At 66.4% G+C, this 13,844-nt stretch carries 13 protein-coding genes (1 of these 13 running past the window's edge); 10 read left to right on the top strand and 3 right to left on the bottom strand.

What is annotated here, in order from left to right; translation table 11 throughout:
• Positions 1-74: 74 nt before the first annotated feature.
• The 4 genes from ACZ5R1_RS20835 (at position 75) to deoA (ending at position 4,173) form a co-directional block, all read left to right on the top strand.
• A complete protein-coding gene (locus tag ACZ5R1_RS20835) occupies positions 75-1,337 on the top strand; it encodes a NupC/NupG family nucleoside CNT transporter (protein ID WP_007159701.1) in 1,263 nt (420 codons plus the stop codon).
• A gap of 151 nt (positions 1,338-1,488) precedes the next feature.
• A complete protein-coding gene (locus ACZ5R1_RS20830) occupies positions 1,489-2,424 on the top strand; it encodes a nucleoside-specific channel-forming protein Tsx (RefSeq protein ID WP_042138292.1) in 936 nt (311 codons plus the stop codon).
• Between the two features lie 13 nt (positions 2,425-2,437).
• Positions 2,438-2,851, top strand: coding sequence for a cytidine deaminase (locus ACZ5R1_RS20825; RefSeq protein WP_007159699.1), 414 nt, complete (start codon positions 2,438-2,440; stop codon positions 2,849-2,851).
• A gap of 11 nt (positions 2,852-2,862) precedes the next feature.
• Positions 2,863-4,173 carry a thymidine phosphorylase gene (gene deoA / locus ACZ5R1_RS20820; RefSeq protein ID WP_464712657.1) on the top strand — a complete coding sequence of 437 codons (1,311 nt, stop codon included), beginning with the start codon at positions 2,863-2,865 and terminating at the stop codon, positions 4,171-4,173.
• A gap of 179 nt (positions 4,174-4,352) precedes the next feature.
• On the opposite strand, the gene ACZ5R1_RS20815 is transcribed toward deoA, so the two are convergent.
• Positions 4,353-5,165 carry a cyclic nucleotide-binding domain-containing protein gene (locus tag ACZ5R1_RS20815; RefSeq protein ID WP_278896830.1) on the bottom strand — a complete coding sequence of 271 codons (813 nt, stop codon included), beginning with the start codon at positions 5,163-5,165 and terminating at the stop codon, positions 4,353-4,355.
• A gap of 130 nt (positions 5,166-5,295) precedes the next feature.
• Complete coding sequence (locus ACZ5R1_RS20810) at positions 5,296-6,843, bottom strand: bifunctional aminoglycoside phosphotransferase/ATP-binding protein (protein ID WP_027600754.1); 1,548 nt, start codon at positions 6,841-6,843, stop codon at positions 5,296-5,298.
• A gap of 153 nt (positions 6,844-6,996) precedes the next feature.
• Between ACZ5R1_RS20810 and mrcB the strand changes: the two genes are divergently transcribed.
• Genes mrcB through ACZ5R1_RS20795 form a run of 3 tightly spaced genes read left to right on the top strand, consistent with a single transcriptional unit; the run spans position 6,997 to position 10,453 of the window.
• A complete protein-coding gene (mrcB, locus tag ACZ5R1_RS20805; protein WP_027600755.1) occupies positions 6,997-9,339 on the top strand; it encodes a penicillin-binding protein 1B in 2,343 nt (780 codons plus the stop codon).
• A 35-nt stretch (positions 9,340-9,374) separates the two neighbouring features.
• Positions 9,375-10,127, top strand: a complete 753-nt coding sequence (locus ACZ5R1_RS20800; RefSeq protein WP_044342214.1) for a hypothetical protein — start codon at positions 9,375-9,377, stop codon at positions 10,125-10,127.
• Complete coding sequence (locus tag ACZ5R1_RS20795) at positions 10,127-10,453, top strand: YqcC family protein (RefSeq protein WP_007159693.1); 327 nt, start codon at positions 10,127-10,129, stop codon at positions 10,451-10,453. Before ACZ5R1_RS20800 ends, ACZ5R1_RS20795 begins: the two co-directional genes overlap by 1 nt.
• 1 nt (position 10,454) lies before the next feature.
• On the opposite strand, the gene ACZ5R1_RS20790 is transcribed toward ACZ5R1_RS20795, so the two are convergent.
• Positions 10,455-10,919 carry a DUF4124 domain-containing protein gene (locus ACZ5R1_RS20790; protein ID WP_007159692.1) on the bottom strand — a complete coding sequence of 155 codons (465 nt, stop codon included), beginning with the start codon at positions 10,917-10,919 and terminating at the stop codon, positions 10,455-10,457.
• Positions 10,920-11,317: 398 nt separating this feature from the next.
• Here ACZ5R1_RS20790 and ACZ5R1_RS20785 point away from each other — a divergent pair, with 398 nt between their 5' ends.
• The 3 genes in view from ACZ5R1_RS20785 to ilvC are tightly spaced (at most 26 nt apart) and all read left to right on the top strand, a layout consistent with a single transcriptional unit that may run on beyond the window.
• Positions 11,318-13,042, top strand: coding sequence for an acetolactate synthase 3 large subunit (locus ACZ5R1_RS20785; protein ID WP_027597553.1), 1,725 nt, complete (start codon positions 11,318-11,320; stop codon positions 13,040-13,042).
• A gap of 2 nt (positions 13,043-13,044) precedes the next feature.
• Positions 13,045-13,536, top strand: coding sequence for an acetolactate synthase small subunit (ilvN, locus tag ACZ5R1_RS20780; protein ID WP_007159690.1), 492 nt, complete (start codon positions 13,045-13,047; stop codon positions 13,534-13,536).
• A 26-nt stretch (positions 13,537-13,562) separates the two neighbouring features.
• On the top strand, positions 13,563-13,844 hold the start of the coding sequence (ilvC, locus tag ACZ5R1_RS20775; protein WP_007159689.1) for a ketol-acid reductoisomerase. Its footprint extends 735 nt past the window's final position; 282 of the gene's 1,017 nt are visible here — the first part of the coding sequence; the start codon lies at positions 13,563-13,565; its stop codon lies off the right edge, out of view.

The raw sequence follows: 13,844 nt of genomic DNA, 5'->3' as shown, positions 1-13,844 counted from the left end.
ATCTGGCAGGCGCCTTGCTTACGGATATCGCCCATCGATCGCCGCTATCGGGCGATCCTGTCAGGAGTCTCTTGATGATCTCTGTGTTGGGCATGCTGTTGCTGGTGGCCATCGCCATCCTCTTTTCCCGCCAGCGGCGCGCCATTCGCGTGCGTACCGTGCTCGCGGCCTTTCTGTTGCAGGCGGGGCTCGGCCTGTTCGTCCTCTACATTCCCTGGGGCCAGCAGGTGCTTGGCAGCGTCTCCGGCGCCGTCTCTTCGCTGCAGCTCTATGCCGACAAGGGCATCGAGTTTCTCTTCGGCGGTCTCGCCGGACCGAAGATGTTCGAGTACTTCGGTAACGGTGGCTTCGTCTTCGCCGTGCGGGTGCTGCCCCTGATCGTCTTCTTCGGCAGCCTGATCGCGGTGCTCTACTACCTGGGCATCATGGGCTGGATCATCCGCCTGGTGGGCGGCGCGCTGCACGCCCTGCTCGGCACCAGTCGGGTGGAATCCACCACGGTCACCGCGACCCTGTTTCTCGGCCAGTCGGAAATGCCGCTGGTGGTGCGGCCCTTCATCGCCGATCTCACCCGCTCTGAGCTGTTCGCCATCATGGTTGGCGGTTTCGCCGCGGTGGCCGGTTCGGTGCTGCTGGGCTACGCCGGCATGGGCGTGGAACTCAAGTACCTGATCGCCGCCAGCTTCATGGCCGCTCCGGGCGGACTGCTGATGGCCAAGCTGATGGAGCCGGAGACCGAACAGCCGCGCGACCAGGCCATGAAGACCCTGGGGGAAGGGGAGGAGCGCCCGGCCAACGTCATAGACGCAGCCGCCGAAGGCGCCCAGGTCGGGCTGCGCATCGCCCTGGCGGTCGGTGCCATGCTGCTGGCCTTCATCGCCCTGATCGCCCTGCTCAACGGCATCCTCGGCTGGTGCGGCGCCTGGTTCGGCGTGCCGCAACTGAGCATGCAGCTGGTGCTGGGCTATCTGCTGGCGCCGGTGGCCTTCCTTATCGGGGTGCCCTGGAACGAGGCGGTACAGGCCGGTGGCTTCATCGGTCAGAAGCTGGTGCTCAACGAATTCGTCGCCTATGCCGACCTCTCGACCTATCTGGACCCGGTCAAGTCGGCAGCGGCGGGCGTCCAGCCGCTCTCGGCGCATACCCAGGTCATCGTCACCTTCGCCCTCTGCGGCTTCGCCAATCTCTCTTCCATCGCCATCCAGCTCGGCGGCCTGGGCGGCATCGCGCCCCAGCGGCGTCACGAACTGGCTCAGCTGGGCCTGCGCGCCATGCTCGGCGGCACCCTGGCCAACCTGATGAGCGCGGCCCTGGCCGGCTTCTTCATCGGCCTCTAGCTCGATGTCGATTGGACCATCCGGTCCACTTTATGGTGCACCGCTGGCCTGGGTGCGCCAAAACGTAACAGCGGATGACCGTGGCGTGCGCCTGCTTCGCCGCCACGGGTTGTCCGCGGCTTCTCAAGGCTTTCGCTCAGGAACCCTCCTCATGACGTTTTCCCGCCTCCGTCGCGTGCGCTTCGGCGCGCTACCGCTCCTGTTCTGCTGCAGCGCCCAGCTGTTGGCCGCTCCCGCCGTCGCCACTGACAGCGCCCAGGGCGAGACCGCCAGTCCCGCCGCGCAACAGACGGACAGTCGCTCGCCCTATCTGTCGTCCTGGTACAACCAGGATCTGACCCTGATCGGCAGCAAGGACATCAGCTTCGGCCCGCAGCCCGTGGACGACGTCTATCTGGAGTACGAGTACTTCGGCCGCAAGGGGCCCTTCGAACTCTATGGCTACATCGACGTGCCCAGGGTACTGGGCATCGGCAACAGCCATGACTCCGGCGTCTGGGACCGCGGCTCGCCCCTGTTCATGGAGCACGAACCGCGTATCTCCATCGATCAGCTCAGTGGTCGCTCGCTGGCCTTCGGGCCGTTCAAGGAGTGGTACCTGGCCTTCGACTGGATCTATGACCACGGCAGCAGCCGGGCCAGTCGACAGAACACCCTCTACGCCGGCTTCGGTACCGATATCGAGACCCATACCCCGGTGCTGCTGTCCGCCAACCTCTACGGCCGCCGCCAGTGGGAAAACTATGGCGCCGCCAACGAGAATTCCTGGGACGGCTATCGGGCCCAGCTCAAGTACATCTGGCCGCTGGCCAAGTTCGACAACGGCGCTTCCCTGACCTATGTCGGCTTCACCAACTTCGATTTCGGCTCGAAGCTGGGCGACGAGCCGGGACGTACGGCCAATGCCACCGTGTCCACCAACGTGCTGCTCTATGCCTTCACCCACCTGCGCTTCATGTTCGCTGCGCGGCATTTCCACAATGGCGGCAACTGGCGCGACGGCACCGAGCTGAACTTTGGCGAGGGCGATTTCGAGGGCCGCTCCAACGGCTGGGGCTACTATGCGGGGGTGGGTTATCAATTCTGATCTGGAGACTGTCATGAGCACCAACCTGCCTGCGCACCTGGCCGCACTGCTTCCGCAAGCGGTCGCTGCGGCCGAGCGCGCCTACTGTCCGCATTCGGAATTTCCCGTGGGCGCCGCCCTGCTGACCGCCGAGGGCGAAGTCATCCATGGCTGCAACGTGGAAAACATCTCCTATGGCCTGACCAACTGCGCCGAGCGCAGCGCCCTGTTCGCCGCCATCAGCCGGGGCCTGCCGCCGCGCAGCTTCACCGCCATGGCCATCCATGCGCCGGGCGTTCCCCTGATCAGTCCCTGTGGTGCCTGTCGCCAGGTGCTGCTGGAGCTGATGGCGCCCGACGCGACCATCGTCTGCAGCGGCAGCGAACCCGGCCGTACCCGCACCTGGACCCTGGCCGAGCTGCTGCCCGGCGCCTTCGACGACTTCTAAGGAGTCCGCCCATGTGGCTTGCCCAGGAGGTGATCCGCCAGAAGCGCGATGGCCTGGAACTCACGGCTGCGGATCTCCAGCGACTGGTCCGCGGCATCGTCGACGACAGCCTTAGCGAAGGCCAGATCGCCGCCTTCGCCATGGCCACCCTGCTGCGCGGCATGACCGCCGCCGAGCGCACCGCCCTGACCCTGGCCATGCGCGACAGCGGCCAGGTGCTGCACTGGGAGCTGCCCGGGCCGGTGGTGGACAAGCATTCCACCGGCGGCGTGGGCGATCTCACCAGCCTGGTGCTGGCGCCGCTGCTCGCCGCCTGTGGCTGCCACGTGCCGATGATCTCCGGGCGCGGCCTGGGCCACACCGGCGGCACCCTCGACAAGCTGGAGAGCATCCCTGGCTATCGCATCCGGCCTGGCCTGGCGCGCTTTCGCCAGGTGGTGGCCGAGGTGGGTTGCGCCATCGTCGGTCCGGACGCCGATCTGGCCCCGGCCGACCGCCGCCTCTATGCCATCCGCGATGTCACCGCCACGGTGGAATCGGTGGACCTGATCACCGCCTCCATCCTGGCCAAGAAACTGGCCGCCGGCCTGGACGTGCTGGTCATGGACGTCAAGACCGGCGGCGGCGCCTTCATGGCCGAGCGCGACGCGGCTCTGCACCTGGCCGACAGCATCGTCGAGGTCGCCGAAGCCGCCGGGGTCCGGACCCGCGCCCTGGTCACCGACATGGGCCAGCCCCTGGCGCGCAGCGCCGGCAACGCCCTGGAAGTGGAGGAGGCCATCGCCCTGCTGGCGGGCGAGGTACGCAGCGAGCGCCTGTGGCAGGTGATCCGGGCGCTGGCCGAGGAAACGCTGCAACTGGCCGGACTGGCCAGGGACGCCGCCACCTCCGAGCGCCTAGTGCTGGAGGCCTGGCAGAGCGGCGCCGCCCTGGCGCGTTTCGCGGCGATGAACCTGGCTCTGGGGGGGCCGTCCGACCTGACCGAGCGGCCCTGGCAGCATCTGCCCCGGGCTCCGGTGGTGCGCGCCGTCCATCCGGCCCGCCCGGGCTGGGTGCGGCAGGTGGATACCCGCGCCCTCGGTCTGCTGGTGGTCGAACTGGGCGGCGGGCGGCAACGTCCGGAGGATGAAGTGGATCCGGCGGTGGGTCTGGCCGGCCTGGCACTGCCCGGCGAGTGGGTCGACGCGCACCGGCCCCTGGGGGTGATCCATGCCGGCGACGCCCAGAGCGCCGCGCGGGCTGCCCAACACCTGCAGCTGGCCTATGGCCTGGGGGAGGAGCGGCCGGCCGATGCCGTGCCCGTCGTGCTGGATCGGCGCTAGCGCCGGATTCCAGACAAAAAAAGACCCGGCAGAGCCGGGTCCAAAACCGTGATTAGCCTGATGAGGAGATAACCCGAAAGACCAACTGCTGGACCTTCAGTTATCGACCGGTCTCGCGACCGGCTGAGTTGAATAATAACAATTCTCATTCCATCGTCAAGCGTATTCGAGAATATTTCTTAATTACCGCTGGCAGGTCGCTCCGGGGCACCGCGCAGGCGGGTGACCTCCTTGTTCAGGGTGTCGATATGGCGCGCCATGTTCTCGATCAGGCTGTGGGCGATGCGCGGGGTGGTCTCCATCAGGGAAACGAACTGATCCTGGGGGATCACCAGCACGGTGCAGACGGTCTTGGCGATGACGCTGGCGGTACGAGGCGTATGGGTGAACACCGCCAGGGCGCCGACGATCTCGTCCTGGCAGACCTCGCCGACCTTGCAGCCATCGACCCAGGCCTCGGCATGGCCTTCGGTGATGACGAAGACATGCTCGGCGGAATCGCCCTGACGGATGATGACCTCGCCGGCGGCATAGCGACGAAAGCCGGTGGCCGGCTGGGTGACCGGCGGCTTGAGCCGGATCAGCGCCTGGGCCAGCAGCGATTGTTGACCCAGCATGTACCTCAGCAGGGCATCGCGCTGGACCGGCGTGGCGGTGGCCGCCGCGAGAAAGGTCTCGCGGTCGTAGGGCAGCACCCGCACGTCGGCCTCGCTCTCGTAGTTGAGAGTCGGCAGATCCAGAGTGCGCCCCAGGCCGATCAGGTCGCCCTCGCCGAGCTGGAACAGCGCCCGCTGATCCAGGACCACCCGCAGCGGGCCACGCTGGATCAGATAGACCTCGTCATTGCGCATCCAGTCCTGCAGCAGGGCAGCGGGACTCAGCTGCAGGGGCTGCCGACTCGGCGCCACACCACTGACCAGTCGCGCCGGAATGGCCTGCAGCGCCTGACGCAACTGATCGACATAGGGAGGCTGATCGCCGATGAGGTACATGGTGCCAATTCCTTCTTGTTACGCAGAGGTTGTGACGTGGGTCGCACGATAAGCCGCTCGTCGGCGACCGTAAATCCACAACTCCACGAGCTGTGACGGAACGCTTGTTCTGCCCCCCAGGAGGTCGTGGTCAGGCCGGGGCGCGACCCAGGCGACGCAGCAGGCGAGCCGGCAGGGCCTCCAGCTGTCCGGCGCGACCCAGCTCCACCACCAGCGCCCGATCCTGCTCGGCGGGTTCGAGCGGATCCTGGGCCTGGCGCTGGGCTGCCACCACCGCGAGGGTGGCCTCGGAAGGATCGGTCCCCTCGGCCTGGCGCTCCTGCAGCCAGCGGGCGATGAGTTCGTCGTCCGCCTGGCAGTCGATGATCAGCAGGGGGGCGGCCTGGGCTTCGGCCAGGGCCTGGGCCGCGGCGCGCTGGGCCTGCTTGAGGTAGGTGGCGTCGAGCACCAGCGGATAACCGGCCGCCAGCACCTGGGCGCCGATCTCGTGCAGGCGCGCATAGGTGGCTTCGCCGGCTGCGGCGCTGTAGCGGGTGGCCTCGTCGCTGTCGGCATAGAGGCGCTGGCGCTCGACATCGGATCTCAGGCGAATGGCGCCGAGCGCCTCGACCAGGGCCAGGGCCACGGTGCTCTTGCCGATCCCCGACACCCCGTGCATCACCGCCGCGAAGGGCTGGGGCACCTGGGTATAGCCTTCGGCCAGGGCCGTGTAGCTGCGATAGCTGGCAAGGATCTCGGCCCGCAGCGCCGGCTCCTCGGCCTGGCCGAGGCGGAAGAGGGCGATCTTGGCGCGCACCATGGCGCGATAGGCCTTGTAGAAGTCGAGCAGGGCGAGGCCGCTGTAGTCGCCGGTCGCCTCAAAGTAGGCATTGACGAATCTGTTGCTCAGGGCCTTGAGGCCGCGATCTTCCAGGTCCATGGCCAGGAAGCCGGCATCGCCCATGGTGTCGGTCAGGCGGAAGGGCTCGTTGAATTCGATGCAGTCGAACAGCACCACCTCGCCGTCGAGCAGGGTGGCGTTGGCCAGGTGGATGTCGCCATGGCATTCGCGGATGAAGCCGTCACGGCAACGCGCCTCGAACAGCGGCAGCAGGCGCGCGTAGCTGGCTTCGGCCCAGGCTTCCAGCTGGTCGAGCTGCCGGAGATCGGCCGCTTCGCCGAGCATGGCGCGGATCTGCTCGAAATTCTGCCGCACCGGCGCCATGGCAGCGTCCGGGGTGCACAGCGGATGCTCGGTCCCTACCTGGGGTGCGGCCAGGTGGAAGCGGGCGATCTGTGCAGCCAGGGCGTCGATGTGCGCCTCGGTCAGCTCGCCGCGCTGCTGCACCTCGCTGAGCAGCTGGCTCTGGGGGAATTCGCGCATGCGCAGGGCGTATTCGATCACCGGACCGCTGCCGCCCAGCTCGGGAGCGCTTTCGCTGCCGGTGATGGCCACCACGTCCTGGTAGAGATCGCGGGTCAGGCGCTGGTTGAGGCGCAGCTCCTCGCGGCAGAAGTGGCCACGGGCTTCCAGGTCGGTGAAGTCGAGGAAACCGAAATTCACCGGCTTCTTGATCTTGTAGGCGACCTCGCCAGTCAGCACGACCCAGGAAATATGGGTTTCGATGACCCGGAACGCCGAGGTGGGATGGGGATAGAGCGCCGGGTTCTGCAGGGCGGAAATCAGGAGCTGGCTCACGGGCGGTCCTTGTAGGGAATGGATGGCGGCATTATCGCTGCCAGGGCGGTCCACGCAAGCCGCGACACCGGGAAGGGGCGTCCTTGAACCCCAGCTGACGAAGCGCTGGCAGGCCGCTGTCGGCCACCGGGCAAGTGCGTATAATGCGCCGCCATGAAGCGACCCCGATCCTCTCGTTCCCGCAAGCGCAAGACCTTTGACTGGCGCCGCCTGTCCGGCTGGGCAGTCAAGCTTGGTCTGGTCGCGCTGGTAGCCCTGGCTGGCCTATGCATCTATCTGGATGCCGTGGTCCAGGAAAAATTCTCCGGCAAGCGCTGGACCATTCCGGCCAAGGTCTATGCCCGGCCGCTGGAATTGTTCAATGGCGTCAAGCTCAGCCGTGACGACTTCCTCACCGAACTCGATGCCCTCGGCTATCGCCGCGAGAAAACCGTGGACGGCCCCGGCAGCGTCTCCGTGGGCGCCTCCACGGTCGAGCTGAACACCCGCGGCTTCCAGTTCTACGAAGGCGTCGAGCCGGCGCGGGCGATCCGCGTGCGCTTCGCCGGCGGCACCGTCTCCGGCGTCAGCGCCCTGGATGGCAGCAATCTGGCCGTGGCCCGCCTGGAACCGCTGATGATCGGCGGCATCTATCCGGCACATAACGAGGATCGCATCCTCATCAAGCTCGACCAGGCGCCGCCGCACCTGGTCGATGGCCTGGTGGCCGTCGAGGACCGCGAGTTCTGGCATCACCACGGCGTCTCGCCCAAGTCCATCGCCCGGGCGGTCTGGGTCAACGCCACCAGCGGCCAGGTGCGCCAGGGTGGCAGCACCCTGACCCAGCAGCTGGTCAAGAACTTCTACCTCACCAACGAGCGCAGCATCACCCGCAAGGGCACCGAAGCCCTGATGGCGCTGCTGCTGGAGCTGCACTACAGCAAGCAGGAGATCCTCGAGGCCTACCTCAACGAGGTGTTCCTCGGTCAGGACGGCTCGCGCGCCATCCACGGCTTCGGTCTGGCCGCCCAGTACTTCTTCGGCCAGCCCTTCAGCGAGCTGAAACTGCACCAGGTCGCCCTGCTGGTCGGTCTGGTGAAGGGCCCGTCCTACTACAACCCGCGCCGTTATCCCGAGCGCGCCATGACCCGCCGCAACCTGGTGCTCGACCTCATGGCCGAGCAGGGCGTGGTCAGCGCCACCGAGGCGGAAGCGGCCAAGGCTCGGCCGCTGGGCATCACCAAGGCCGGCAGCCTGACCAACAGTTCCTTCCCGGCCTTCGTCGACCTGGTCAAGCGCCAGCTCAAGCAGGACTACCGCGACGAAGACCTCACCGAAGAAGGGCTGCGCATCTTCACCAGCTTCGACCCCATCCTGCAGACCAAGGCCGAAGCCGCCATGGGCGAGACCATGAAGCGCATCGACGGCCGCAAGGGTGCGGAAAACGTCGAGTCGGCCATGGTGGTGACCAATCCGGAAACCGGTGAGGTCCAGGCGCTGCTGGGTGGCCGCGATCCACGCTTCGCCGGCTACAACCGCGCCCTCGACGCGGTGCGCCAGGTCGGCTCGCTGATCAAGCCGGCGGTCTATCTCACCGCCCTCGAGCGCCCCAGCAAGTACACCCTGACCACCCTGATCCAGGATGAGCCCTTCTCGGTGAAGGGCGCCGATGGCCAGGTCTGGCGGCCGCAGAACTACGAGCACAAGGCGCACGGCACCATCTTCCTCTATCAGGGGCTGGCGCATTCCTACAACTTGTCCACCGCGCGCCTGGGCCTGGATCTCGGGGTCCCCGAGGTGCTCAAGACCGTCGCGCGCCTGGGCGTGAGTCGCGCCCTGCCGCCCTATCCGGCGACCCTGCTCGGCGCCGGTGCCCTGACGCCCATGGAAGTGGCGACCATGTACCAGACGCTGGCCAACGGTGGCTTCAACACGCCGCTGCGCAGCATCCGCAGCGTGCTCGACGCCAATGGCGAGCCGCTCAAGCGCTATCCCTTCCAGATCGAGCAGCGCTTCGATACCGGCGCCATCTACCTGGTGCAGTACGCCATGCAGCGCGTCATGCGCGAAGGCACCGGGCGCTCGGTCTACAACCAGATCCCCACCAGCGTGAACCTGGCGGGCAAGACCGGCACCACCAACGATTCCCGCGACAGCTGGTTCTCCGGCTTCAGCCAGGATCTGCTGGCGGTGGTCTGGCTGGGTCGCGACGACAACGGCAAGACGCCCCTGACCGGTGCCACCGGCGCCCTGCAGGTCTGGAGCAACTTCATGCGTCGCGCCGATCCGGTCTCCCTGGACATGCCGGTGCCGGACAACATCACCCAGGCCTGGGTCGATGCCACCACCGGGCGCGGCACGGATCCCTCGTGTCCCAACGCCGTGCAGATGCCTTATATTCGCGGCAGTGAGCCGCCACCGGGCGCCTCCTGTGGCGCGCCGGCCGCACCCGCTGCCGGCGGCAACGGCAACGGCGGCAATCCGGTCATGGATTGGGTCAAGGGTTGGTTGAATTGAGAGGTCCCAAGGTGACGAAAGCAGTCTGGCCGGTGATGATCGCCGGTGTTCTCCTCGCCGGTTGCGCCGCGCCGCAGCGTGGCGCCATCCCCGTGGTCGATTCCGGCGGTCCGGTGTCCAACGGCGAGCTCTATCGCCAGGGCAACAACAGGCCTCTTCCGGCGCAACGTCAGGCCCCCGTGTCCGCCGCGCCCAGCGCGCCGGCCGATTCCGGGGTGACCGTCATGGTGCCGGGCGGTAGCTCCGCGCCCCTGGAAACCTATGCCGCACCGGCGGCCTCGGCGCCGCTGATCACCTCGTCCAGCCCCAGCGCACCGCCTGCCCAGGCGCCGGTGCAGCCGAGCTATTCGCAGCCGGTCTATCCGCCCGCCACCCCGAGTGGCTCCGCGGCCGCCAGTACGGCGCCGACCGGCATTCCCTCCACCGGCAATTCCAGTGGTGGCGGCCTGGCTGCCGACGAACAACTCGACGGTCCGGTGCTGGCCCTGTTGACCACCGCCCAGCAGCAACAGAGTGGTGGCGATCTCAACGGCGCCTCCTCGAGCCTGGAACGCGCCCAGCGCATCGCCCCGCGCGAGCCCCAGGTGCTCTATCGCCTGGCCCAGGTGCGCCTGGCGCAGAACGATCCGGCCCAGGGCGAGCAACTGGCCCGGCGCGCCCTGACCTACGCCAATGGCCGTCCGGCCCTGCAGGCCAGTCTCTGGCAACTGATCGCCCAGGCCCGCGAGGCCCAGGGCGATGCCTCCGGCGCCGCCCTGGCCCGGCAGAAGGCGCAGGTGGGTACCTGATGGACGAGCGCCTGCCCGCCCTGGCCGATCAGCTGCTGCAGATCGAGCGTGAATTGCGCCTGCTCGGCTGGTGGTCGGCGCAGGCGCCCAGCGCCGAAGCCCTGGCCAGCCAGGAGCCCTTCTGCGTCGATACCCTGAGCTTCGCCCAGTGGCTGCAATGGATCTTCGTGCCGCGGATGAAGCTGATCATCGAGAGCGATGCGGTCCTGCCGGCGCGCTCGGGCATCCGGCCGATGGCCGAGATGGTCTACCAAGGCAATCTCGACCCGGTCCTGCCCCTGCTCGCGTCCCTGGCCGAATTCGACCGCATCATCGAAAGCGCCTGAGTTACTTGCCGCAGTTCTGCTCGATGGACAGCTGGGTCTCGGCCAGCCGCTGCTGACGCTCCTCTTCGCTCAGCCGCCGCGTCTCGCCCCGCCCGGACTGCACCAGGATGCGCGGATTGTTGCGCAGCTGCGCCAGATTCTGGCGCGCCTGATCGCACTGCTCCTTGAGCTTGTTCTGCTCCTCGCGCACCTGCGCCTTCACCCGGCGATCCAGTTCCTGCTGCTGGGCATCGTTGGACACCGATGGCTGCTGGGCACCGTTGGGCATCTTGTAGGTGGGTGCAGTGCCACTGCCATTGATCTGCGGCGCCGTCTTCACGTCCACCTCGTTGGCCTTCTGGCCCTCGGGCGGCTGGGCACTGAAGTGGGTGACACCCTTGTCATCGGTCCACTTGTAGACCTGCGCGGCCTGGGCGGACAGGCTGCAGGCGAAAGCCAGGGCGGAAAGCCAGAAGATCGAGCGCATGGGAATCCTGGAAGGGGAGAGGACAGGACTTCACTATAAGAGGAGACGTCGACCTTTTCATCACGACTGATCGCCGACGACCGATTGCGCCCGGTTGCACCTTTCGGCTTGACTTGCACGGGTCGAATGCGAACAATCCAAAGTTCGCTGTAGCGAGTCGGCCCAAAGCTGACTGCTCGGCAGACCATGAGGTGCCTACCCGCGCCGCCACAGTCAAATACCCTGCACCGCGTTACCTCGCGTCGGGTGGAAGCTCCAGCATTCATCGGAATCTTCCAACAAGGCTTTCTAGGCAGCTGAATCGTCGGTGACCACCGTCGCCCATGCTCTGCCTTGCAGTCAACCGAACCTTGAGCGTCCACCGATGGGCGCTCGCCATGCGTGGAATGAGGTGATACGTGGAGCTATTAACTGGCGCTGAGATGGTCGTCCGCTTCTTGCGCGACGAGGGCGTGAAACACATCTACGGGTACCCGGGCGGTGCCCTGCTGCACATCTACGACGCCCTGTTCAAGGAACCGGCGCTCAACCACATCCTGGTTCGTCACGAGCAGGCCGCCACCCACATGGCCGACGGCTATGCGCGCGCCACCGGCAAGGCCGGCGTGGTCCTGGTGACCTCCGGCCCCGGCGCGACCAATGCCATCACCGGCATCGCCACCGCCTACATGGACTCCATCCCCATGGTGGTCCTGTCCGGCCAGGTGCCGAGCAACATGGTGGGCACCGACGCCTTCCAGGAAACCGACATGGTCGGCATCTCCCGGCCGATCGTGAAGCACAGCTTCATCATCAAGCACCCCTCCGAGATCCCCGAAGTCCTCAAGAAGGCCTTCTACCTCGCCGAGTCCGGGCGTCCTGGTCCGGTGGTGGTCGACATCCCCAAGGACATGGGCGATCCGACCAAGAAATACGAATACGTCTATCCGAAGAAGATCAAGCTGCGCTCCTACAATCCGGCGCAGCGCGGTCATTCCGGGCAGATCCGCAAGGCCGTCGAGATGCTGGTGGCGGCCAAGCGCCCCATCCTCTATGCCGGTGGTGGCGTCATCCTCGGCGGTGCCTCCGCGGCCCTCACCGAGCTGGCGCGCCTGCTCAACCTGCCGGTCACCAATACCCTGATGGGTCTGGGCGCCTACCCGGGCAGCGATCGCCAGTTCCTCGGCATGCTCGGCATGCACGGCAGCTACCAGGCCAACCTGGCCATGCACCACAGCGACGTCATCCTCGCCGTGGGTGCGCGCTTCGATGACCGCGTCATCAACGGTGCCACGCGCTTCTGCCCGAACGCCAAGATCATTCACGTCGACATCGACCCGGCCTCGATCTCCAAGACCATCAAGGCCGACGTGCCCATCGTCGGTCCGGTCGACAGCGTCCTCGCCGAGATGGTCGCCGTGGTCCGCGAACTGAGCGAGAAGCCCCGTGCCGAAAACCAGGCCGCCTGGTGGAAGCAGATCGAGGAGTGGCGCGGCGGTCGCGAGATGTTCCCCTACGACAAGGGCGACGGCAGCATCATCAAGCCGCAGACCGTCATCGAGACCCTGTACGACGTCACCGCGGGCGATGCCTACATCACCTCCGACGTGGGTCAGCACCAGATGTTCGCTGCCCAGTACTACCGCTACGACAAGCCCAATCGCTGGATCAACTCCGGCGGCCTCGGCACCATGGGCTTCGGCTTCCCGGCGGCCATGGGCGTCAAGCTCAACTTCCCGGACGCCGACGTCGCCTGCGTCACCGGTGAAGGCAGCGTGCAGATGAACATCCAGGAGCTCTCCACCTGCATGCAGTACGACCTGCCGGTGAAGATCGTCTGCCTCAACAATGGTGCCCTGGGCATGGTCCGCCAGTGGCAGGACATGCAGTACAGCAGCCGCTACTCCCACTCCTACATGGAATCCCTGCCGGACTTCGTCAAGCTGGCCGAGGCCTATGGCCACGTCGGCATGCGCATCGAGCGTCTGGAAGACCTCAAGCCGATGATGGCCGAGGCCTTCGCCATGAAGAATCGCCTGGTCTTCCTCGACATCGCCGTGGACAACACCGAACACGTCTACCCGATGCAGATCAAGGATGGCGCGATGCGCGACATGTGGCTGAGCAAGACGGAGCGGACCTGAACATGAGACACATCATCTCCCTGCTGCTGGAAAACGAGCCCGGCGCCCTGTCCCGCGTGGTCGGCCTGTTTTCCCAGCGCAACTACAACATCGAAAGCCTCACGGTCGCCGCGACCGAGGACCCGACCCTGTCGCGCCTGACCCTGACCACCATCGGCCAGGAAGAGACGGTCGAGCAGATCACCAAGAACCTCAACAAGCTCATCGAGGTGGTGAAACTGGTCAACCTGTCCGAGAGTGCCCACATCGAGCGCGAACTCCTGCTGATCAAGGTCAAGGCCACCGGCGCCCAGCGCGCCGAGGTCAAGCGCACCACCGATATCTTTCGCGGCCAGATCGTCGATGTCGGCAGCAGCGTGTATACCATTCAGCTGGCGGGCACCAGCGAGAAGATCGACAGCTTCATCCAGGCGATCGGCGCCGCGTCCATCCTCGAGGTGGTGCGTAGCGGCGTGACCGGAATTTCCCGTGGCGACAAAGCCCTGAGCATCTGATACCCCCTTTTCCAGGAGAACCTGCAATGCGCGTTTACTACGACAAAGACTGTGACCTTTCCATCATCCAGGGCAAGAAGGTCGCCATCATCGGCTACGGCTCCCAGGGCCACGCCCACGCCTGCAACCTGAAGGACTCCGGCGTCGACGTCGTCGTCGGTCTGCGCAGTGGCTCGGCCACCGTGGCCAAGGCCGAAGCCCATGGCCTGACCGTCAAGCCGGTCAAGGACGCCGTCGCCTCCGCCGACGTGGTCATGATCCTGACCCCCGACGAATTCCAGTCCAAGCTGTACAAGGACGAGATCGAG

This window comes from Pseudomonas sp. Pso3 (assembly GCF_055393275.1).
This window is presented reverse-complemented; position numbering and strand designations above follow the sequence as displayed.

What these genes read in the sequence shown, in the direction of transcription:
- ACZ5R1_RS20795 (WP_007159693.1), top strand. Translation starts at nt 10,127, where the DNA reads ATGGACGAGCGCCTGCCCGCCCTGGCCGATCAGCTGCTGCAGATCGAG.
- ilvN (WP_007159690.1), top strand. Translation starts at nt 13,045, where the DNA reads ATGAGACACATCATCTCCCTGCTGCTGGAAAACGAGCCCGGCGCCCTG.
- ACZ5R1_RS20825 (WP_007159699.1), top strand. Translation starts at nt 2,438, where the DNA reads ATGAGCACCAACCTGCCTGCGCACCTGGCCGCACTGCTTCCGCAAGCG.
- ACZ5R1_RS20830 (WP_042138292.1), top strand. Translation starts at nt 1,489, where the DNA reads ATGACGTTTTCCCGCCTCCGTCGCGTGCGCTTCGGCGCGCTACCGCTC.
- mrcB (WP_027600755.1), top strand. Translation starts at nt 6,997, where the DNA reads ATGAAGCGACCCCGATCCTCTCGTTCCCGCAAGCGCAAGACCTTTGAC.
- ACZ5R1_RS20800 (WP_044342214.1), top strand. Translation starts at nt 9,375, where the DNA reads ATGATCGCCGGTGTTCTCCTCGCCGGTTGCGCCGCGCCGCAGCGTGGC.
- deoA (WP_464712657.1), top strand. Translation starts at nt 2,863, where the DNA reads ATGTGGCTTGCCCAGGAGGTGATCCGCCAGAAGCGCGATGGCCTGGAA.
- ACZ5R1_RS20790 (WP_007159692.1), bottom strand. Translation starts at nt 10,919, where the DNA reads ATGCGCTCGATCTTCTGGCTTTCCGCCCTGGCTTTCGCCTGCAGCCTG.
- ACZ5R1_RS20835 (WP_007159701.1), top strand. Translation starts at nt 75, where the DNA reads ATGATCTCTGTGTTGGGCATGCTGTTGCTGGTGGCCATCGCCATCCTC.
- ACZ5R1_RS20815 (WP_278896830.1), bottom strand. Translation starts at nt 5,165, where the DNA reads ATGTACCTCATCGGCGATCAGCCTCCCTATGTCGATCAGTTGCGTCAG.